This is a genomic window from Alsobacter sp. KACC 23698, assembly GCF_045348435.1.
GTDB lineage: Bacteria > Pseudomonadota > Alphaproteobacteria > Rhizobiales > Beijerinckiaceae > Alsobacter.
The window spans coordinates 5,265,938-5,285,786 of sequence record NZ_CP157484.1; the positions used below are offsets into that span (position 1 = coordinate 5,265,938).

A 19,849-nucleotide genomic window follows, 5' to 3' on the forward strand; every position below is an offset into this window, starting at 1 on the left:
GCCGCGATGGCGATCGAGATCGATGGACGCACGCTGACCGCCGCAGACGTGATGCGGGTCGCCCGATCCGACGCGTCCGGCGGCTTCGAGGAAGCCGTGCTGTCGCCCGAGGCGCGCGACCGCATCGCGGCCACGCGCGCCTATATCGACGCGCACTGGATGAACGACCAGGCGCCCCTGATGTACGCCTTCAACACCGGCGTGGGCCTCTTCAAGGACCAGCGGGTGCTGATGTCCGAGATGGTCTCCTACCAAACCAAGACCATCTACGCCCACGCCACCGGGATCGGCGAGCCGCTGCCCGAGGACGCGGTGCGGGCCACCATGCTGCTGCGCGCCAACGCCTTCGCGTCCAACTTCTCCGGGCCGCGCGTGGAGCTCGTCGAGCGGCTGCTCGCCTTCCTCAACGCCGGCCTGCATCCCGTCATCCCCGCCAAAGGCTCGGTGGGCGCCTCCGGCGACCTCGCGCCGCTGGCCCACATGGCGGGCGCGGTCTGCGGCTTCCCGGAGGCCGAGATCGTCTATCGCGGCCAGCGCATGCCGGCCCGCGAGGCGATCGAGGCGGCGGGCCTGACGCCCGACTTCGACCTCGGCGCCAAGGACGCCTCGGCGCTGATCAACGGCTCCACGGTGTCGCTGGCCATCGCGGTGCTGGCGCTGGAGGACGCCAAGCGCATCCGCAAGGCGGCCGACGTGTCGCTCTGCCTCAGCCTGGAGGCGATGCGCTGCGAGAAGGTCGCCTTCCTGCCGATCGTGCACGCCGCCCGGCCGCATCCGGGGCAGGCCGCTGTGGCCCGCAACGTGCTGAAGCTGATCGGCGACAGCGAGCGCTGCTCGGAGGCGGCCCGCCTCACTGTGTTCCCGGAGGAGAACCGCAAGGAGGGCGTCGCCCCGCCGCCGCGCGTGCAGGACGTCTATTCGCTGCGCTGCGCACCCCAGGTGCACGGCCCGGTGATCCAGGCGCTGGACTATATCGACGGCGTGATCGCCACCGAGATCAACTCGGCCACCGACAACCCGCTGATCTTCGACGATTCCAAGGGCGGCTATGTCTCCCTGTCGGGCGGGCACTTCCACGGCCAGTACGTGGCCCAGGCCATGGACCTGCTCGCCATCGCGATGGCGGATCTCGGCTCGATCTGCGAGCGCCGGCTGGCGCGGCTCATCGACCCGACCATGAGCTACGGCCTGCCCCGCAACCTGCTGGCGGGCAAGAAGGGCCTCAACACGGGCTTCGCCACCGTGCAGTGCTCCATGTCGGCGCTGGTGATGGAGAACCGCACGCTCTGCATGCCGGGCTCGGTCGACTCCATCCCGGGCAAGAGCAACGCCGAGGACCATGTGTCGAACTCCACCTGGTGCGCCCGCAAGGCCCGCACGGTGGTGGAGAACGTGGAGCAGATCGTCGCCGGCGAGCTGCTGATGGCCGCCCAGGCGCTGTCGCTGGTCGAGCCCGTCGCCAAGGCGCATCCGCTCGGGACCGGCTCCCGCGCCGCGCTGGACTCGATCCGCAGCTTCATCGAGCCCGCGCTGGACGGCGACCGCTGGTACGCCAGCGAGATGCGCAAGGCCCGCGAGCTGGTGCGGTTCGACAGCATCGTGGAGGCGGTGGAGGCCGCCGTGGGACGGCTGGAGTAACGTCCGGGAGCTCCCGCCGCCTCTCGCCCGCGCGCGCGAGGGCGTGTAGAAGAGGGCATGTCCGAACCCGCCCTCGCCTCCCTCCCCCGATCCGCCGAACGCCCCGTCCAGAAGGGCGACCACGTGTTCCTGGTGGACGGGTCGTCCTACATCTTCCGCGCCTATCACGCGCTGCCGCCTCTGACGCGCAAGTCCGACGGGCTGCCGATCGGGGCCGTGGCGGGCTTCTGCAACATGCTGTGGCGGCTCCTGCGCGACTCGGTCGCGGGCGAGAAGCCGACCCATCTGGCGGTGGTGTTCGACCATTCGGCCACGACCTTCCGCAACGCCATGTACGACGGCTACAAGGCGCAGCGCCCTGAGCCGCCGGACGACCTGCGGCCGCAGTTCCGGCTGATCCGCGAGGCGGTGCGGGCCTTCGACATTCCCTGCGTCGAGCAGGAGAACTACGAGGCGGACGACATCATCGCCACCTATGCGCGCCTGGCCTGCGAGGCCGGCGCGACCACCACCATCGTGGCCTCCGACAAGGACCTCATGCAGCTCGTCGGCAATGGCGTGACCATGTACGACACCATGAAGGAGAAGCGCATCGGCCGCGACGAGGTGGTCGAGAAATTTGGTGTCCAGCCCGAGAAGGTGGTCGAGGTCCAGGCGCTCATCGGCGACCCCATCGACAACGTCCCGGGCGTGCCTGGCATCGGGGTGAAGACCGCTGCGCAGCTCATCGGCGAATATGGCGACCTGGAGACGCTGCTCGCCCGCGCCGCCGAGATCAAGCAGCCCAAGCGCCGGGAGGCGCTGATCGAGAACGCCGAGAAGGCGCGGCTCTCCCGCAAGCTCGTGCTCCTGGACAAGCACGTGCCGCTGAACCGGCCCATCGACAGCATCGGCGTGCACGATCCCGACCCGAAGCTGCTGATCTCCTTCCTGAAGGCGATGGAGTTCAACGCCGTCACCCGCCGGGTGAGCGAGGCCTACGGGATCGACGCCGGCGCGGTCGACGCTGATCCCGCTCTGGCCGCCCCGGGGGCCGGGACAGGGTTCCACGGCGGCCACGAGAACGCCGAGCCGGCCGTCCGAGGCGACGCGGAGGCGTCGGCCAGGCCGGGCCGCAGCGCCGCCATGGGCGCGCCCCAGACCCGGGCCGGAACCTATGCGGGGGCGGCCAACACCGTCCCGGCCGCGTCGGCCGCCGAGGCGGCGGCGGGCCAGACTCCCGCCCACCGGGCGGGCGAGATCGCGGCCCGCATGCGGGCGATCCCGTTCGACCTGTCGCAATACGAGACCGTCCGCAGCCTCGACCGGCTCGACGCCTGGATCGCCGAGGCCTTCGACCTCGGCTTCGTGGCCTTCGACACCGAGACGACGTCGCTCGACGCGATGCAGGCCGAGCTGGTGGGCTTCTCGCTCGCCACCGCGCCCGGGCGCGCCTGCTACATCCCGGTCGGCCACAAGGGCGAGGGCAAGGGCGACCTCTTCGGCGGCGCGGAGCTGCTGCCGGACCAGCTCGCGCTGGCCGACGTCCTGGCCCGCCTGAAGCCGCTGATGGAGGCCAAGGGGGTCCTCAAGGCGGCGCAGAACTTCAAATATGACTGGATGGTGCTGCGGCGGCACGGCGTCGAGGTCGCGCCCGCCGACGACACGATGCTGCTGTCCTACGTGCTGGACGCGGGGCGCTCCAACCACGGCATGGACGACCTCGCCGACCGCTGGCTCGGGCACCAGTCCATCCAGTTCGGGCAGGTCGCCGGCAGCGGCAAGAGCTTCATCGGCTTCGCCCGCGTCGCCATCGACAAGGCTGCCGAATACGCCGCCGAGGACGCCGACGTCACCTTCCGGCTCTGGCACGTGCTGAAGTCGCGCCTCCCGGCGGAGGGCATGACGGCCGCCTACGAGACGCTGGAGCGGCCGCTCAGCACCGTGCTGGGGCGCATGGAGCAGCGCGGCGTCGCCATCGACCGGCAGATCCTGTCGCGCCTCTCGGGCGAGTTCGCCCAGAAGATGGCGAGCCTGGAGGCCGAGATCCACGAGCTGGCCGGCGAGCCCTTCAATCTCGGCTCGCCCAAGCAGCTGGGCGACATCCTGTTCGGCAAGATGGGCCTGCCCGGCGCCAAGAAGACCGCCACGGGCGCGTGGTCGACCAGCGCCGGCGTGCTGGACGAGCTGGCCGAGCAGGGGCACGAGCTGCCCTCGCGCATCCTCAACTGGCGCCAGCTCTCCAAGCTGAAATCGACCTACACGGACGCGCTGCCCGGCTATGTGCACCCGCAGACCCAGCGCGTGCACACCTGCTTCTCGATGGCGTCGACCACCACGGGGCGGCTCTCCTCCTCCGAGCCGAACATCCAGAACATCCCGATCCGCACCGAGGAAGGGCGCAAGATCCGCGCCGCCTTCGTGTCGGCGCCGGGCTGCAAGCTCCTGTCGGCCGACTACTCGCAGATCGAGCTGCGCGTGCTGGCCCATGTGGCCGACATCCCGCAGCTCAAGCGCGCCTTCGCGGAGGGCATCGACATTCACGCGCTGACCGCGTCGGAGATGTTCGGCGTGCCGGTGGAGGGCATGGATCCGATGGTCCGCCGCCGCGCCAAGGCGATCAATTTCGGCATCATTTACGGCATCTCGGCCTTCGGCCTGGCCAACCAGCTCGGCATCCCGCGCGAGGAGGCGGGCGCCTACATCAAGAAGTACTTCGAGCGCTTCCCGGGCATCCGCGACTACATGGAGGAGACGAAGCGCTTCGCCCGCTCCAACGGCTATGTGGCGACCATTTTCGGCCGCAAGGCGCACTACCCGCAGATCAACTCCAAGAACCCGCAGGAGCGCGCCTTCATGGAACGCGCCGCCATCAACGCGCCCATCCAGGGCTCGGCGGCCGACATCATCCGCCGCGCCATGGTGCGCATCGAGCCGGCGCTCGAGAAGGCCCGGCTGGCGGCCCGCATGCTCCTGCAGGTGCATGACGAGCTGGTCTTCGAGGTCCCGGACGAGGAGGTCGAGAAGACCATCCCGGTCGTCCGGCGCATCATGGAGGAGGCCCCGCACCCGGCCGTGAACCTCTCCGTGCCGCTCCAGGTCGACGCCCGCGCCGCCCACAACTGGGACGAGGCGCACTGAGCTTGGCATGGGGCCGCACCTCACCCTCCCCGCGACGGACGGGTGAGGCGGCGGCTTCACAGGGGCGTTTTCGTGCGGTTAGGATGGGTGGCTCGACCCCAAGGAGCCCCCCGCCATGCTGGCGCTGCGACCCAATTGCGAGTGTTGCGACAAGGACCTGCCGCCCGACAGCCGCGAGGCGATGATCTGCACCTACGAGTGCACGTTCTGCCGCGACTGCGTGGAGACGCGTCTCGGCGGCCGCTGCCCGAATTGCGGCGGCGAGTTTGCGGCGCGCCCCGTCCGTCCGCCGGCGATGCTCGCGAGGCATCCGGCCAGCGCGGTGAGGGTGCACGCGGACCCGCCCTGTCCGGCGGCCGCCTGATCCCGGTTGCGCTCCTGGCGCCGCCCCTCTAATCGGGGGCTCCCATCCAGGAGGAACATGATGAGCATCGAACGCATCGGTTGCGGCCCGCGCATGAGCGACGCCGTGGTGCACGGAAACACGATCTATCTCGCCGGCCACGTCGCCGACGCCGCCAAGGGCAAGAGCGTCGGCGAGCAGACCCGCGACATCCTGGCCCAGATCGACGAGACGCTGGCGGAAGCCGGCAGCGACAAGACCAGGATCCTGTCGGCGACGATCTATCTCGCCGACATCAAGACGTTCCAGGAGATGAACGCCGTGTGGGACTCCTGGGTCTCGCAGGGCAACACCCCGGCGCGCGCCACCGTCGAGGCGAAGCTCGCGGCGCCCGACTACACGGTCGAGATCGTCATGGTGGCGGCCCGCTGAGGGCGCGCTCCCGGCGCCTCAGGGCGTGAACCCGGCCCGCTTCAGCCGCACGATGGCGAGGTCGAGGGCGGACAAAAACGCGGAGCGGTCGCGCGGCGAGAAGGGCCGCGGGCCGCCGGTGGTCTCCCCGGCCGAGCGCAGCTCCTCCATCAGGTTGCGGGAGGCCAGCGCCATGCCGATCGAATCCGGCGTGAACGGCTTGCCCGTCGGCCCGATCACGTCCGCCCCGGACTTGATGCAGCGGCTCGCGAGCGGGATGTCGGCGGTGATCACCACGGCCCCGCGCACCGCCCGCTCGGCGATCCAGTCGTCCGCCGCGTCCGGTCCGGCCGGCACGACGACCCGCTCGATCATCGGATCGCGCGGGATCTGCATGAAGCTGTTGGCGACCACGATGACGCGCAGGCGATGGCGCTCGGCGACGCGGTAGACCTCCGCCTTCACCGGGCAGGCGTCCGCGTCGACATAGATCGCGATGGCGCCGGGCGCGTCCATCAGGCGAGGCCCTCCCGGATGTCGGCCCGCTTGAGCAGCAGGCCCGCGGCCACGCCCCCCAGGGCGAGGATGACCGCGCAGGCGAGCAGCGCGGGCTCGGCGCCCAGCCGGTGCAGGCCGGCGCCGAACGCCGGCGGGGCCAGCGCCTGGCCCAGGAAGAAGAAGAAGGCGTGCAGCGCGATGGCCGAGCCGCGCGCGGTCGGGGCCAGTTCGGTGGCGCGGTTCTGTAGCGAGTTGTGCAGCATGAAGAAGCCGAATCCGAGCGCCGTGAAGCAGGCCAGCATCGTGAACCAATTGGGCGCCGCGGCCAGCCCGGCGAGCCCGAGCCCGCCCAGGAGCCCGCCGGCCCGCATCAGCAGATAGACCGGGAACCGGCGCAGCAGCAACGACACGGACGCCGAGAACGCCATGCCGCCGAGGCCGAGCCCGGCGATGACGAAGCCGGCCTGGGTCGCCGTGCCGCCCCCGCGCGCCTGGAGCAGCTCGGGCACGAAGGGCAGGACCCCGTAGATGGCGAGGCCCTCGACGAAGACGGTGCCGAAGCACACCAGCGAGCGCGGATTGGCGAAGACCAGCCGGTAGCGTCCCATCGCGTCCGCGACGCTGAAGCGCGAGCGCTCGCGCCGGACGGCCTCGGCCGGAAGCCCCGCGAAGACGCCCACGACGGCCAGCAGGGCCGCCAGGGCCGTGACGGCCAGGGCGCCGCGCCAGCCGACCCAGTCCGCCATCACGCCGGAGGAGGTGACGCCGAGAAGCTGGCCGATGAGAGCCGCGGCCAGGAAGCGCGAGATCGCCACCTGCCGGCGCTCATACGCGAAGGCGTCGCCCACCATCGCGAGGGCCAGCGGGATGACGCCGCCCGCCGCCACCCCGGCCAGGATGCGGCTGACGAAGAGCTGCTCCAGCGACGTGGCGAAGACGCCGGCCGCCAGCGCCAGCGCGAAGACCACGAGGCAGACGCGCAGCACGGAGATCTTCCCCGCCGCGTCTCCCATGGGGCCCAGCACGGGCTGCCCCAGCCCGTACGGAAGCGCGTAGCAGGACGACAGCAGCGCCACCGTGGCGACGGGCGCCTGGAACTGGGCCGCGATGGAGTTGACGATGGGGTCGGTGGAGCGCGCCGCGAAGGCGCTCGCAAAGCCGCACAGGCCCAGCACCAGCAGGAGCCGCTTTTCCCCTTCCGCGTCCAGCTTGAACTCCCCGGGCCAGCATCGGTCCGTCCCGCCGCGACACGCGCGGCGGACGGCCAGGCCTCCACGCATGGGCGGCCCCGCCGCCACCGTCGCTTCCCGCCGGCGGGAGTGTCAACCGCGCCCCCAGGGGGGCAGGCATGCGGCGCGACGGGCAGCCTTGCGTAGGCGTCGGCTCTCGGGGTAGGTGTGGGCATCTCTCGTCGGGGTGCGCCTTCCGCAGAAGGCGCTGAGAGGCGTCCCGCCAACTCGTCGAACCTGATCCGGCTCGCACCGGCGGAGGGAACGTGAGATGGCGACGAGCCCCCCCGATATCCGCCAAGCTCCCGCGCGACGCCGCGCCTGGCGTTTCGATCCGCTCGCCTGGGTCACCGCGGCGGCCCTGATCCTGGCCTGGGAGGCCGGGGTGCGGCTGACCGACGCGCCCGCCTATCTGCTGCCGGCGCCGAGCCGGATCCTGGCCACGCTGGTCCACCGCTGGCCGGTGATCGGCGCGGAGGCCCTGACCACGCTCATCGAGATCCTGTGCGGTTTCGCGTCCGGTTCGCTGGCCGGGCTCGCGGCCGCGCTAGCCATGTCGCGCTGGCCCGCTTTGGAGCGGGCGCTGGGGCCGATCCTGGTCGTCAGCCAGGCGCTGCCGGTGTTCGCGATCGCGCCCCTGCTGGTGGTGTGGTTCGGCTTCGGGCTCGCCTCCAAGGTGGTGATGGCCACCCTGATCATCTTCTTCCCGGTCGCCACCAACGGCCTCGAGGGGCTCCGCCGCACCGATCCGGGCCTCCTGGAGCTGGCGCGCCTGCATGGCGCGACGCCGCTCCAGAGCCTGTGGATGATCCGCATCCCGTCCGCGCTGCCGTCCTGGGCGGCGGGCCTGCGCATCGCCGCCGCCGTGGCCCCCATCGGGGCCATCGTGGGCGAATGGGTGGGCTCTTCGGCGGGCCTCGGCCTCCTGATCCTGCACGCCAACGGCCGCTCGCAGACCGACATGGTGTTCGCCTCCCTGGCGGTGCTGGCCGCGATGTCGGTGGCGCTGTGGCTGCTGGTCGACCGCCTGACGCGGCGCTGGCTGCGCTGGGCGCCCGACAGCCTCGGCCCGGGCTTCACCGGCCCTGTCCTCTCCCGATCGAAAGCCTGACGCTTCCCTCCCTGAAAGGTCCGACGATGCGCGTTCGCTCCCTCCTCTTCGGCCTGCTGATGTTCGCGGCCGCCGCTCCCCTGGCCGGCCTCTCGGCGAAGCCGGCGCAGGCCCAGCCGGTCGAGAAGCTCACCGTCCTGCTCGACTGGTTCGTCAATCCCGACCACGCCGCCCTGGTGGTGGCCAAGGAGAAGGGCTTCTTCGCCAAGGCCGGGCTCGACGTGACCCTGGTGGAGCCCGCCGATCCGTCCGCGCCGCCCCGGCTGGTCGCGGCCGGACAGGGCGACATCGCCATTTCGTACCAGCCCAACCTCTACCAGCAGGTGCAGGAAGGGATGCCGGTGATCCGGATCGGCGCCGCGGTGGCGACGCCCCTGAACAGCCTCGTCGCGCTCGCCGACGGCCCGGTGAAGACCATCGCGGACCTCAAGGGCCGCACCGTGGGCTACTCCATCGCCGGCTTCGAGGAGGCGCTGCTCTCCACCATGCTGGCCGAGGCCGGGCTGAAGCTGACGGACGTGAAGCTGGTCAACATCAACTTCGCCCTGACCCCGGCGCTGATGGCCGGCCAGGTGGACGCCGTGATCGGCGCCTTCCGCAATTTCGAGCTGACCGAGCTGCGGCTCGCCGGCAAGGCCGGCCGGGCCTTCTACCCGGAGGAGCACGGCGTCCCGCCCTATGACGAGCTGATCTACATCGTCCGGCAGGACCGCGCCCGGGACGCGCGGGTGCAGCGCTTCCTCGACGCGGTCGAGATGGCGACCCTGTCGATCCTCAACGACCCCGACGAGGCGTGGAGCGCCTTCGTGAAGGCCAATCCCAAGCTCGACGACGAGCTGAACAAGACCGCCTGGGCCGACACGCTGAAGCGGCTCGCCGCGAGCCCGGCGGCGCTCGACAAGACCCGCTACGCCCGGTTCGCGCAGTTCATGAAGGATCGCGGCCTGATCCAGACCGTGGAGCCGGTGGAGCGCTACGCCGTCGCCCGCTGAGGCGCCCGCCTACCACCAGGCGTGGAAGTGATGCACCGGGCCGTGGCCATGCCCGATCCGGAGCGTGTCGGCGGCCTGCAGGGCGGATGTGAGCCAGGTCTTGGCCGCGCCCACCGCCTCCCGCAGGTCCAGACCCTTGGCGAGCCCGGCCGCGATGGCTGCCGAGAGCGAGCAGCCCGTGCCGTGGGTGTTGCGGGTCGCCACGCGGGGGCCCTCGAAGCGGGTCGTTCCGGCCGGCTCGACCAGCAGGTCGACGCTGCGGTCGCCCGCTCCGTGGCCGCCCTTCATCAGCACGGCGCGCGCGCCCGCCGCCAGCAGCGCCTCGCCCTGGCGGCGCATCTCGTCCTCGCGATGGGCGACGGGCGCGTCCAGCAGCGCCGCCGCCTCCGGCAGGTTCGGGGTGATCAGGCAGGCGCGCGGGATCAGCACGGTCCGCAGCGCCTGGACGGCGTCGAGCGCGATCAGCCGGTCGCCGCTGGTGGCGATCATCACCGGGTCGAGCACGATCCGGGAGACGCCGCGCCGCTCCAGCCCGGCCGCCACCGTCTCGATGACGGCGGCCTGCGACAGCATGCCGATCTTCACGGCGTCGACCGCCAGGTCGGAGAAGACCGAGTCCATCTGCTGCGCGATGAAGGCGGCCGGGACGTCGTGGATGCCCTGCACGCCCACGGTGTTCTGGGCCGTGAGCGCGGTGACGACGGTCGCCCCATAGACGCCCAGGGCCGAGAAGGTCTTCAGGTCCGCCTGGATTCCGGCGCCGCCGCCGGAATCGGAGCCCGCGATGGTCACCGCGATCGGGGTCTTGGGAGCTGAGGTGAAGGTCACGGCGTCGTCCTCGCGTCACGCCCGACAGCTAAGGCCCCTGCCGGCTCACGGCAAGTCGCACGCCTCTGGCGCCGGGGGCGAGGGGATGACAGAAGGGGGCGCGTTCCGGCGGGACGCGCCGCCGCGCCGCCGCTTCCCTGTTCCACCGCCGATGGTCCGCCCCCCCGATGCAGCCGCCGCCTCCCACCGAGAGTCCCGCCGCGCCCACGCCGGCCTTCGGGCCGCCGCGCGTGATGACCGGGATCGGGCTGGCGATGTGCGGCTACGCCTGCTTCAGCGTGCAGGACGCCATCGTCAAATGGCTCGTGGCCGATCTGCCGGTTTTCGAGATCCTGTTCGCGCGCAGCATCATGATCATGCTCTTCGCCGGCCTCCTGGCCGGTCCGCACGTCTATGGGGCCGCCCTGCGCAGCCGCCGCAAGGGGGCGTTGCTGGGCCGGGGCGTGCTGATCCTGGCGGCGTGGCTCTCCTACTACTCGGCCGCCAAGTGGCTGCCCCTGGCCGAACTGGTGACGCTTTATTTCGCGGCCCCGATCTTCGTGATGGTGCTGTCCATCCTGATCCTGAAGGAGAAGGTCACCCTGGCGCGCTGGATCGCGGCCGGCGTCGGCTTCGCCGGGGTGGCGCTGGCGTCCGACCCGGGCGGAACCGTCGACCTGCTGCCGGCCGCCATGGTGCTGGGCTCGGCCTTCCTGTGGGCCTGGACCAACGTGCTGGTCCGCATCATCAGCCGCACCGAGGCGACCGCCACGCAGATGATCGCCTCCAACTTCATCTTCGCGGTGGGCTGCGCGGCGGCGCTGCCCTTCCTGTGGGTGACCCCGACCGTCACGCAGGCCCTGCTGCTGCTGGGCCTCGGCGTGGCCGGCGGCGCCGGGCAGTATTTCGTCTTCGAGGGCTTCCGGCACGCCCCCGCCTCCGCGGTGGCCCCCTTCGAGTATTCGGCCCTGGTCTGGGCGTTCATCTTCGGCTTCGCGATCTGGGGCGACATCCCCAAGGCGGCGGTGTTTGGCGGCGCGGCGCTCATCATCGCGAGCGGCGTGGGGCTGTTGATCGCCGAACGGCGCGCCGGCTGAACGCCCCGCCCAAGGCATTGCTCAACCCAGATGCGCGTTTAACGGGAAGATCTTGCGTTTCGTTAACCTGGCGCGATGCATGATGACGGCGGATAACCCGCGTCATCACGCTGCCCCCGGACCCATGTACCGCTTTTCGGTCAAGTCGAAGCTCTTCCTGGCGTTGTCGCTGCTCGCGGCGGTGGCGCTGACCATCGCGCTGCACGCGACGCTGGCGGCCCGGCAGGTGGGCCAGAAGCTACCCGGGGTCGACCGCGCCGCCCGCGAGGCCCTGATGGCCGAGCGCCTGGACGGGCTGGTGAAGGAAGCCGTGATGGAGTCGCGCGGCGTCTATCTCGCGGCGACCGGCGCAGTGGCCGAGCCCGCCGTGCGGCGCCTGGAGGCCGTGCTGGCCGAGATCGACGCCATGGATCTGGGCTGGGCCGACGACGTCGCCGGCGCCGACATCGGGCCTGCGACCATCCGCGAAGGCGTCGCCCGCTTCGTGGCGTTCCGCAAGAGGCTCGCCGCGATGGCGTCGGCCGGCGACCCCGCCGGGGCCAGGGCGCTCGGCAACGCCGGCGAGGCGAGGGCCGTGCGGCTGCGGCTGACGGACGATCTGCAGCTGCTCAAGACCCGCGCCCAGGCCAGGATGCTCGACCAGAGCCGGGCGGCGGCCCAGGAGGTCAGCGCCATGCAGGCGCTGGTGTCCATGATCGCGCTCACCTGCGTGGCCGTCGCGGTGGGCCTCGCCTCCTTCCTCAGCCTGGTGGTGATCGCCCGGCCGATCGAGGAGCTCACCCGCTCGATGACGCGGCTGGCGGAAGGCGACACCACCATCGCGCTGCCGCCGCAGGACCGCTTCGACGAGATCGGCGACATGAACCGCGCTCTCGCCGTGCTGCGAGACGCCGTGAAGCGCAACAACGACCTGGTGACCGAGCTCAAGAGCCGCGACGACCGCGAGGCCGTGCTGCGGCGCCAGGCCGAGGTCAAGGGCCGGGCCATGAGCTTCGACCAGCGGCTCCGGGCCTGGATCAACGAGATCGGCGGCCTGATCACCCAGCTGGCCGACGCGGCCGGGGCCATGACGGCCTCGTCCGGCCGCTCGCGCATCGGCAGCGAGTTCCTGACCGAATCCTCCCGCAAGGCCGCCGCGGAGGTGTCGCAGGCGGCGGCGTCGGCCGAGCAGCTCTCGCGCTCGGTGGAGGACATCGAACGGCGCATCGTGGAATCGGCCGCGATCGTGCGCCAGACGGTCGAGACCGCGCGCCAGACCGGCTTCTCGGTCGACGATCTCGCCGCCATCTCGAACCGGGTGGGCGGCGTCGTGCAGGTCATCGGCGAGATCGCCGGGCAGACCAACCTGCTGGCCCTCAACGCCACCATCGAGGCGGCCCGCGCCGGCGAGGCCGGCCGCGGCTTCGCCGTGGTGGCCGCGGAGGTGAAGTCGCTCGCCTCGCAGACCGCCCGCGCCACGGCGGAGATCGCCGAGCAGATCGATTCGATGCAGCGGGCCGGAGCCGGATCGGCCGCCGCCCTGCGGGCGATCCAGACCAAGATCGCCGAAGTGGACGAGATCTCGGCCGCCATCGCGGTGACGGCCGACCAGCAGCGCGCCTCGACGGCCAGCATCGCGGCCACGATCCGGTCGACCGCGGACGGCGCGCAGGCCATGGCCAAGCTCGCCGAGGACGTGGACGCGTCCTCGTTCGAAAGCGCCCAGAGCGCCGGCACCTTCCTGTCCATCGTGCGCGAGATCGACCGCCAGGCCGTCGCCATGCGCGAAGAGGTGGAGCGGTTCTTCCAGATGCTGGAAGCCGCGTAGCGGGGATTTCCGGGCCGATTCAGCGGCTTGGCGAAGCGGAGCCTGGGCGGGCGCGCCGGTTCCCGAGGCGGTCCCGCATCCTGGCGAAAGACTCTCATTGACTCCTTCGTCGATCGCTGGAATCCATAGAGAACAAAGACAGAACACATTTCACCGCTGACCAAACCCCGTGGAGCCATGCCCGCATCCGCGTCGCCTTTCGTCGTCTCCGCGCTGCGCGAGCGCATCGCCGCCATCGGGGCGGACGGACAGGCGCGCGCGCTGCGGCCGGCGGCCGCCTTCGCCACCCTCGGCCACGCCGGGGCGGACCGGGCGCTGGGCGGCGGCCTGCGCCGGGGGGCGCTGCACGAGGTGCGCTCGACCGAGCCGGCCGCCCCGCTGCCGGCCTGCGGGTTCGCGCTCGGGATCGCGGCGCGCCTCACCGGCGCGGGGGAGCGCGCCGCGCACTGGCTGTGGGTGCGGCAGGATTTCTCGACCCTGGAGGCCGGCTCGCCCTATGGGCCGGGCCTCGCCGCCTACGGGCTCGATCCCTCGCGCCTGATCCTGGTGACGGCCGCCGACGCCGCCGACGCGCTGCGGGCGGCCGAGGAGGGCCTGCGCTGCCCGGCCGTCGGGGCGGTGCTGGTCGAGCCCTGGGGCGATCCCCGGACGCTGGACCTCACGGCGACGCGGCGCCTTGCTCTGGCGGCGGAGGCGTCGGGGGTCACGGCGGTGCTGCTGCGCCCCGGCGCGCGGGAAGGCCCGGGCGGCGCCGCGACCCGCTGGATGGTGGGACCCGCCCCGAGCCTGCCGACGCCGGCGCGCGGGGTGGGCCGCCCCGCCTTCGCCGTCACCCTGGCGCGCAGCCGCCAATCGGGCGCGGACGCGCTGTCGGCGCCCGCGTCTCCGGCCGGCCGTCCCGACGCATGCGAGCCCGATCCCGACGACGCCCAGGCGGGCCGGGAAGGCGACCGCTGGATCATGGAGTGGAACCCCGATGAACACGCGTTCCACGACGCTCGGCGAGACGGCCCCGGCCGGGCCGCCCCGGACTGGAGCTCCAGGCCCGGAGCCTTCGCGCAGGCCGGAAGGCTCGCGCCTGCTGGCGCTGCACCTGCCGCGGCTCCCGGTCGACCGGTGGAGGCGGGAGACGCTGCGCCGAAGGAGATCCGAACCTCCCCGGCCGCCCGTCCCGGACGCCGCAAGGCCGGGTGAGGCTCATGCCGGCGCGGGCGATGCGCCCGTCGTGGTGGTCGACAAGGCGCGCAACGCGCTCGTGATCGCGGCGGCGGACGACGCCGCCCTGCAGGCCGGGGTCTGCGTCGGCATGACGCTGGCGACGGCCCGCGCCATCCACCCGGCCCTCCTGGCCGTGGAGGCCGACGCCGCCGCCGACGCCGCCCTGCTGGAGGTCCTGGCGGACTGGGCCGAGCGCTACACCCCCTTCGTGGGGCTGGACGGCCCGGACGGGCTGGCCCTCGACGTCACCGGCTCGGCGCATCTGTTCGGGGGCGAGGCCGCGATGCTGGACGACCTCGTGGCGCGCCTGCGCCGCGGCGGCGTGGAGGCCCGCGGGGCCATCGCCGGAACCCTGTCGACCGCCCGCGCGCTGGCGCGCTTCGGCGGCGCAGGCGCCCGCGTGGTCCCGGCCGGGGGCGAGGCCCGGGCGGTCGCCCGGCTGCCGCTGGAGGCCGTCGCGCCGCCCGAGACGGTCACGGCTTTGGCCCGGCTCGGCCTGAAGCGGATCGAGGATCTGGCCGAGCGGCCGCGCGGCCCCCTGGCGGCCCGGTTTGGGGCCAGCCTGCTGGACCGCCTCGACCGGGTCCGCGGCCTCGCCGGCGAGCCGGTCTCGCCGCGCCGGCCCCTGCCGGCCTGCACGGCGGAGCGCCGCTTCGCCGAGCCGATCGGGCACGAGGAGGACGTGCGCCGCTCCATCCTGGCGATGGCGGGCGAACTGGCGGGCGTGCTGGAGCGCCGCGGCGAGGGCGCGCGGCGGCTGGAGCTGACCTTCTTTCGCGCCGACGGGGCGGTCCGGCGCATCGCGGTCGCCACCGGGCGGCCGGTGCGCGATCCCGCCGCCATGGCGCGGCTCTATCGCGAGAAGCTCGACGCCCTGGCCGATCCGGTCGACCCCGGCTTCGGCTTCGACGTGATGCGGCTCGCCGCGCTCGCGACGGAGCGGCAGGACGCCGCCCAGACGGGCCTCGACCGCCAGGCCGAGGAAAGCGAGGCCCTGGCCGAGCTCGCCGACAGGCTGGCGGCCCGCTTCGGGCCCCGGCGCGTGCAGCGCCTCGTCGCGCAGGACACCCACATTCCCGAGCGCGCCGCTTTCGCCGCGCCGGCGCAGCGCGTCGGCGGGGCGGGCGCGGCCAAGACGGGGGATGCGGCGGCCGAGTGGGCGTTCCACCGCGTCCCCGAGGAGCCGCCGCCGCGGCCCCTGCGCCTGCTCGATCCGCCGGAGCGCATCGAGGCCCTGGCCGAGATCCCGGACGGGCCGCCCATCCGGTTCCGCTGGCGGCGCGCGCTGCATCTGGTGCGCAAGGCCGAGGGGCCCGAGCGCATCGCTCCCGAATGGTGGCGGGCCAGCCCCGACGCGCTCACGCGCGACTATTTCCGCGTCGAGGACGAGGCCGGCCGCCGCTTCTGGCTCTTCCGCGAGGGGCTGTGGGGCTACGAGACCGCCTCCCCGTCCTGGTTCCTGCACGGGCTTTTCGCATGATCCCGCCAGCGCCCCGCCGCGGCGAGGGCCCGCCCTACGCCGAGCTTGCGGTGACGACCAATTTCTCGTTCCTGCGCGGCGCGTCGCACCCGGAGGAGCTGGTCGCGGAGGCGTGGCGCCTGGGCCTGGCCGGCATCGGGGTGGCGGACCGCAACTCCCTGGCCGGGGTCGTGCGCGCGCATGTCGCCCTGAAGGAGACCGGGGCGGCCGAGGCCGGGATGCGGCTCGCCGTGGGGGCGCGGCTGGTCTTCGCCGACGGCGCGCCGGACGTGCTCGCCTATCCGGCCGACCGCGCCGCCTATGGGCGGCTCTCGCGGCTGATCACGCTGGGCAAGCGCCGCGCCCCCAAGGGGGATTGCGCGCTGACGCTGGACGACCTGGCGGCCGACGCCGAGGGCCTCAACCTCGTCCTGATGCCGCCGACGCGGCTCGCCGGCGCCGACGCCGCCCGGATCCCGGCGGCGTTGGGCCGGCTCGGCGACGCCTCGCCCGGCCGCGTCTGGCTGGGCGCGGCCCTGCCGCACGCCGGCGCCGACCGGCGCCGCCTGGCCCGCCTGGAGGAGATCGCCGCCGCGGCCCGGACGCCCCTGCTGGCCGTCAACGACGTGCTCTATCACCGCGCCGAACGGCGCCCCCTGCAGGACGTGATGACCTGCATCCGGGAGCACTGCACCATCGAAGAGGCCGGGCGGCGGCTGGAGGCGCATGCGGAGCGGCGCCTCAAGTCCCCCGGCGAGATGGCCCGCCTGTTCCGCCCGGCCCCGCAGGCCGTGGCCGAGACGATGCGCTTCCTGGACGCCTGCCGGTTCAGCCTGGACGAGCTGCGCTACGAATATCCGGACGATCCCATCCCGGCCGGCCGCACCGCCCAGGAGCATCTGGCCGATCTCGCCCGCCGCGGCGCGGCGCGGCGCTGGCCCCAGGGGGTCCCCGAGCGGATCGCGCAGGCGATCGAGAAGGAGCTGCGGCTCATCGCCCAGCTCGACTACGCCCGCTACTTCCTCACCGTGAACGACATCGTCGCGGAGGCGCGCCGCCGCGGGATCCTGTGCCAGGGCCGCGGCTCGGCGGCCAATTCGGCCGTGTGCTACTGCCTGGGGATCACGGCCGTGGACCCCACCGAGATCGACCTCCTGTTCGAGCGCTTCGTGTCGGCCGAGCGCAGCGAGCCGCCCGACATCGACGTGGACTTCGAGCATGAGCGGCGCGAGGAGGTGATCCAGTGGATCTATGAGCGCTATGGGCGCGAGCGCGCCGGCCTCGCCGCCACGGTGATCAGCTACCGGCCGCGCAGCGCCATCCGGGACGTCGGCAAGGCGCTGGGGCTGACCGAGGACGTCACCGCCGCGCTCGCCAACACGGTCTGGGGGAGCTGGGGCAAGGGCATCGACGAGACCCAGGTGCGCCAGGCCGGGCTCGACCCCGCCAACCCGTCGATCCGCCTGGCGGTGGACGTCGCCCTGCAGCTCCTCGGCTTTCCGCGGCACCTGTCGCAGCATGTCGGCGGCTTCGTGCTGACCCGCGGGCGGCTCGACGAGACGGTCCCGATCGGCAACGCCGCCATGGATGACCGCACCTTCATCGAATGGGACAAGGACGACATCGACGCCCTCGGGATCATGAAGATCGACGTGCTGGCGCTCGGCATGCTGACCTGCCTGCGCAAGGGGCTGGACCTCATCCGCCAGCATGGCGGGCCGGACCTGGAGCTCGCCACCATCCCGCGCGAGGACCCGGCGGTGTACCGCATGCTGCAGCGGGCGGATTCCCTCGGCGTCTTCCAGGTGGAGAGCCGGGCGCAGATGAACATGCTGCCGCGCCTGAAGCCCTCCTGCTTCTACGACCTCGTGATTGAGGTCGCGATCGTGCGGCCGGGGCCCATCCAGGGCGACATGGTCCACCCCTATCTGAAGCGCCGGCAGAACCGGGAGCGCGTCGTCTATCCCCGGCCCGCGCCGGAGCACGGCCCCCCGGACGAGCTCGAACGCGTGCTGGGCAAGACGCTGGGCGTGCCGCTGTTCCAGGAACAGGCGATGCGGATCGCCATCGAGGCGGCGAAGTTCACGCCCGATGAGGCCAACCACCTGCGCCGCGCCATGGCGACCTTCCGGCGGGTGGGCACCATCCACCTGTTCCAGCAGAAGATGGTGGAGGGCATGACCCGGCGCGGCTACGACCCGGAATTCGCGGCCCGCTGCTTCAAGCAGATCGAGGGCTTCGGCGAGTACGGCTTTCCGGAAAGCCACGCCGCCTCCTTCGCGCTGCTGGTCTACGCCTCGTCCTGGATGAAGCGCCACCACCCGGCCGCCTTCGCGTGCGCGCTGCTCAACAGCCAGCCGATGGGCTTCTACGCCCCGGCGCAGATCGTCCGGGACGCGGTGGAGCACGGGGTGGAGGCGCGCCCGCCGGACGTGAACGCCAGCTTCTGGGACAACACGCTGGAGCAGCGGCCGGACGGGGCGCTGGCGCTGCGCCTCGGCTTCAGGCAGATCGACGGGTTCCGGGAGGAGTGGGCCCAGCGCCTCGTGGCGCGCCGGGGCGGGTTCTATCCCACGGCGGAGAGCCTGCAGCGGCGCGGCGGCCTGCCCAAGGCGGCGCTGGTGCGCCTGGCGGAGGCCGACGCGCTGCGCTCGCTCGGGCTCGACCGCCGCGACGGGGCCTGGGCGGTCCGCCGCCTGCCGGACGACGTGGCGCTGCCGCTGTTCGAGGCGGCCGGGGCGGAGGAGCTCGCCCCGGAGCCGATGACCACGCTGCCGCCGATGCCGGCGCCCGAGCACGTGGTGGCCGACTACCAGACCATCCGGATGTCTCTGAAGGGCCACCCGCTGGGCTTCCTGCGCGGGCTCTTCGCCCGCGAGGGCGTGAGCGACTGCCGCACCGTGGCCGGCATGCGCCATGGCTGGCGGGTGAAGGTGGCCGGCGTCGTGCTGGTGCGCCAGCGCCCGGGAAGCGCCCAGGGCGTGGTGTTCATGACCGTCGAGGACGAGACCGGCATCGCCAATTGCGTGGTCTGGCCGAGCCTGATGGAGCGCTACCGCAAGGAGGTCATGGGCGCCCGGCTCGTGCTGGTCGACGGCCGCATCCAGCGCAGCCCCGAGGGCATCGTGCATGTCGTCGCCGAACGCCTCGTGGACCGCTCGGGCGAACTCGGCCGGCTGTCGCACGACGTCATGCCGACGCCGCTCGCCAACGCCGACGAGGTGCGCCGCCCGGTCCCCGAGACGCGGACCTCCGGCGGCCACGCCGTCCGCCATCCGCGCAACGTGCGCCTGCTGCCGCCGTCGCGCGACTTCCATTGACGGCCTCGTCCGCCCGGAGCGCCGCGGGCCCGGGGGCCGGCGGTCCGGTCATGCTCGGGGCGGGCCGAACCGCGCCGTCAGGCGGTGCCGGTCGCCCGGATAGACGAGGGTCACGCAGGTGATGGTCTCGCCGCCCTGCCAGGTGCGGCGGTCCACCACCAGGCCGGCGGCCCCGGGCGCGAGGTCGAGGCGCGACGCCGTCTCGGCGTCCAGATTGGCGGCGCGGATCTGGTGCTCGGCCTCGCTCCAGGGGATCCGGGCGAGGAGCCAGCTGCCGGGCGGCAGCGTGTCGAAGGGCTCGGCCTCGGCCTCCGGCACGCGCCCGAGATTGATCAGCCGGTCCTCCATCGCGAAGGGCTTGCCGGCGGCGAAATGGCGGACCGCCATGGCCAGGACGGGCGCGCCCGGCTTCACCCCGAGGCGCTCGGCGTCGTCCGGCCCGGCTTTGCGGCGATGGCGCGACAGGATCTCGAAGCGATGCTCGCGCCCGCTGGCCGCGATCTCCTTGGGGATGTCGTGGATCTCCAGCACGGTCTGCTCGGAGGCCGGGGAGGCGACGAAGCTGCCGGACCGCCGCTTGCGGAGGATCAGGCCCGCCTCCGCCAGCGCCGACAGCGCCTTGTTGACCGTCATGCGCGAGCAGCCGAACTGCTCCATGAGGGCGTGCTCGGACGGCACCCGGCGCCCGGGCCGCCATGCGCCCGACATGATGGCCTCCTCGAGCGCCCGGCGGATCTCCGCATAGCGGGGCAGATGCAGGTCCGCGGCCGAGCGCTTCAGGTGCTCAGGCATGCGCGGC

At 72.7% G+C, this 19,849-nt stretch carries 15 protein-coding genes and 1 riboswitch; of the genes, 11 read left to right on the top strand and 4 right to left on the bottom strand.

All coding sequences use genetic code 11. The features are described 5' to 3' along the window. The first annotated feature begins 6 nt into the window (after nt 1-6). The 4 genes from hutH to ABEG18_RS25265 all read left to right on the top strand — a co-directional run bounded on the left by hutH (nt 7) and on the right by ABEG18_RS25265 (nt 5,533). Complete coding sequence (hutH, locus tag ABEG18_RS25250) at nt 7-1,638, top strand: histidine ammonia-lyase (protein WP_406855779.1); 1,632 nt, start codon at nt 7-9, stop codon at nt 1,636-1,638. 57 nt (nt 1,639-1,695) lie between these two features. Further along, nucleotides 1,696-4,758, top strand: a complete 3,063-nt coding sequence (polA, locus tag ABEG18_RS25255; protein WP_406855780.1) for a DNA polymerase I — start codon at nt 1,696-1,698, stop codon at nt 4,756-4,758. Nucleotides 4,759-4,873: 115 nt separating this feature from the next. Further along, nucleotides 4,874-5,122: a DUF1272 domain-containing protein gene (locus tag ABEG18_RS25260; RefSeq protein WP_406855781.1), complete on the top strand. Its 249-nt coding sequence runs from the start codon at nt 4,874-4,876 to the stop codon at nt 5,120-5,122. A gap of 60 nt (nt 5,123-5,182) precedes the next feature. Continuing rightward, nucleotides 5,183-5,533: a RidA family protein gene (locus ABEG18_RS25265; protein WP_406855782.1), complete on the top strand. Its 351-nt coding sequence runs from the start codon at nt 5,183-5,185 to the stop codon at nt 5,531-5,533. A gap of 18 nt (nt 5,534-5,551) precedes the next feature. On the opposite strand, the gene ABEG18_RS25270 is transcribed toward ABEG18_RS25265, so the two are convergent. Together ABEG18_RS25270 and ABEG18_RS25275 are read right to left on the bottom strand one after the other, a co-directional pair. Beyond that, a complete protein-coding gene (locus ABEG18_RS25270; protein ID WP_406855783.1) occupies nt 5,552-6,028 on the bottom strand; it encodes a YaiI/YqxD family protein in 477 nt (158 codons plus the stop codon). Further along, nucleotides 6,028-7,290, bottom strand: a complete 1,263-nt coding sequence (locus ABEG18_RS25275) for an MFS transporter (RefSeq protein WP_406855784.1) — start codon at nt 7,288-7,290, stop codon at nt 6,028-6,030. Before ABEG18_RS25275 ends, ABEG18_RS25270 begins: the two co-directional genes overlap by 1 nt. A 122-nt stretch (nt 7,291-7,412) precedes the next feature. Beyond that, a riboswitch (TPP riboswitch) is annotated at nt 7,413-7,520 on the top strand. Here ABEG18_RS25275 and ABEG18_RS25280 point away from each other — a divergent pair. Next, nucleotides 7,511-8,350, top strand: a complete 840-nt coding sequence (locus ABEG18_RS25280) for an ABC transporter permease (protein WP_406855785.1) — start codon at nt 7,511-7,513, stop codon at nt 8,348-8,350. (Overlaps the previous riboswitch by 10 nt.) Nucleotides 8,351-8,376: 26 nt before the next feature. Next, nucleotides 8,377-9,342 (top strand): ABC transporter substrate-binding protein, encoded by a 966-nt coding sequence (locus ABEG18_RS25285; RefSeq protein ID WP_406855786.1) that lies wholly within the window; start codon nt 8,377-8,379, stop codon nt 9,340-9,342. Between the two features lie 9 nt (nt 9,343-9,351). Here the strand turns inward: ABEG18_RS25285 and thiD are convergent, their stop codons facing one another. Further along, on the bottom strand, nt 9,352-10,170 hold the full coding sequence (thiD, locus tag ABEG18_RS25290) for a bifunctional hydroxymethylpyrimidine kinase/phosphomethylpyrimidine kinase (protein ID WP_406855787.1): 819 nt from the start codon (nt 10,168-10,170) through the stop codon (nt 9,352-9,354). A 167-nt stretch (nt 10,171-10,337) separates the two neighbouring features. On the opposite strand from thiD, the gene ABEG18_RS25295 reads away from it, so the two are divergent. The 5 genes from ABEG18_RS25295 (at nt 10,338) to ABEG18_RS25315 (ending at nt 19,050) form a co-directional block, all read left to right on the top strand. Beyond that, nucleotides 10,338-11,246: a DMT family transporter gene (locus tag ABEG18_RS25295; protein WP_406855788.1), complete on the top strand. Its 909-nt coding sequence runs from the start codon at nt 10,338-10,340 to the stop codon at nt 11,244-11,246. 124 nt (nt 11,247-11,370) lie between these two features. Next, nucleotides 11,371-13,053 carry a methyl-accepting chemotaxis protein gene (locus tag ABEG18_RS25300; RefSeq protein ID WP_406855789.1) on the top strand — a complete coding sequence of 561 codons (1,683 nt, stop codon included), beginning with the start codon at nt 11,371-11,373 and terminating at the stop codon, nt 13,051-13,053. 177 nt (nt 13,054-13,230) lie between these two features. After that, nucleotides 13,231-14,247, top strand: a complete 1,017-nt coding sequence (locus ABEG18_RS25305; RefSeq protein WP_406855790.1) for an ImuA family protein — start codon at nt 13,231-13,233, stop codon at nt 14,245-14,247. A gap of 31 nt (nt 14,248-14,278) precedes the next feature. Continuing rightward, on the top strand, nt 14,279-15,751 hold the full coding sequence (locus ABEG18_RS25310) for a Y-family DNA polymerase (RefSeq protein ID WP_406855791.1): 1,473 nt from the start codon (nt 14,279-14,281) through the stop codon (nt 15,749-15,751). Next, nucleotides 15,748-19,050, top strand: a complete 3,303-nt coding sequence (locus tag ABEG18_RS25315; RefSeq protein ID WP_406855792.1) for an error-prone DNA polymerase — start codon at nt 15,748-15,750, stop codon at nt 19,048-19,050. The genes ABEG18_RS25310 and ABEG18_RS25315 overlap by 4 nt, the downstream gene beginning before the upstream one ends. Before the next feature lie 48 nt (nt 19,051-19,098). On the opposite strand, the gene hutC is transcribed toward ABEG18_RS25315, so the two are convergent. Continuing rightward, nucleotides 19,099-19,842, bottom strand: a complete 744-nt coding sequence (gene hutC / locus ABEG18_RS25320; RefSeq protein ID WP_406855793.1) for a histidine utilization repressor — start codon at nt 19,840-19,842, stop codon at nt 19,099-19,101. Between the last annotated feature and the right edge of the window lie 7 nt (nt 19,843-19,849).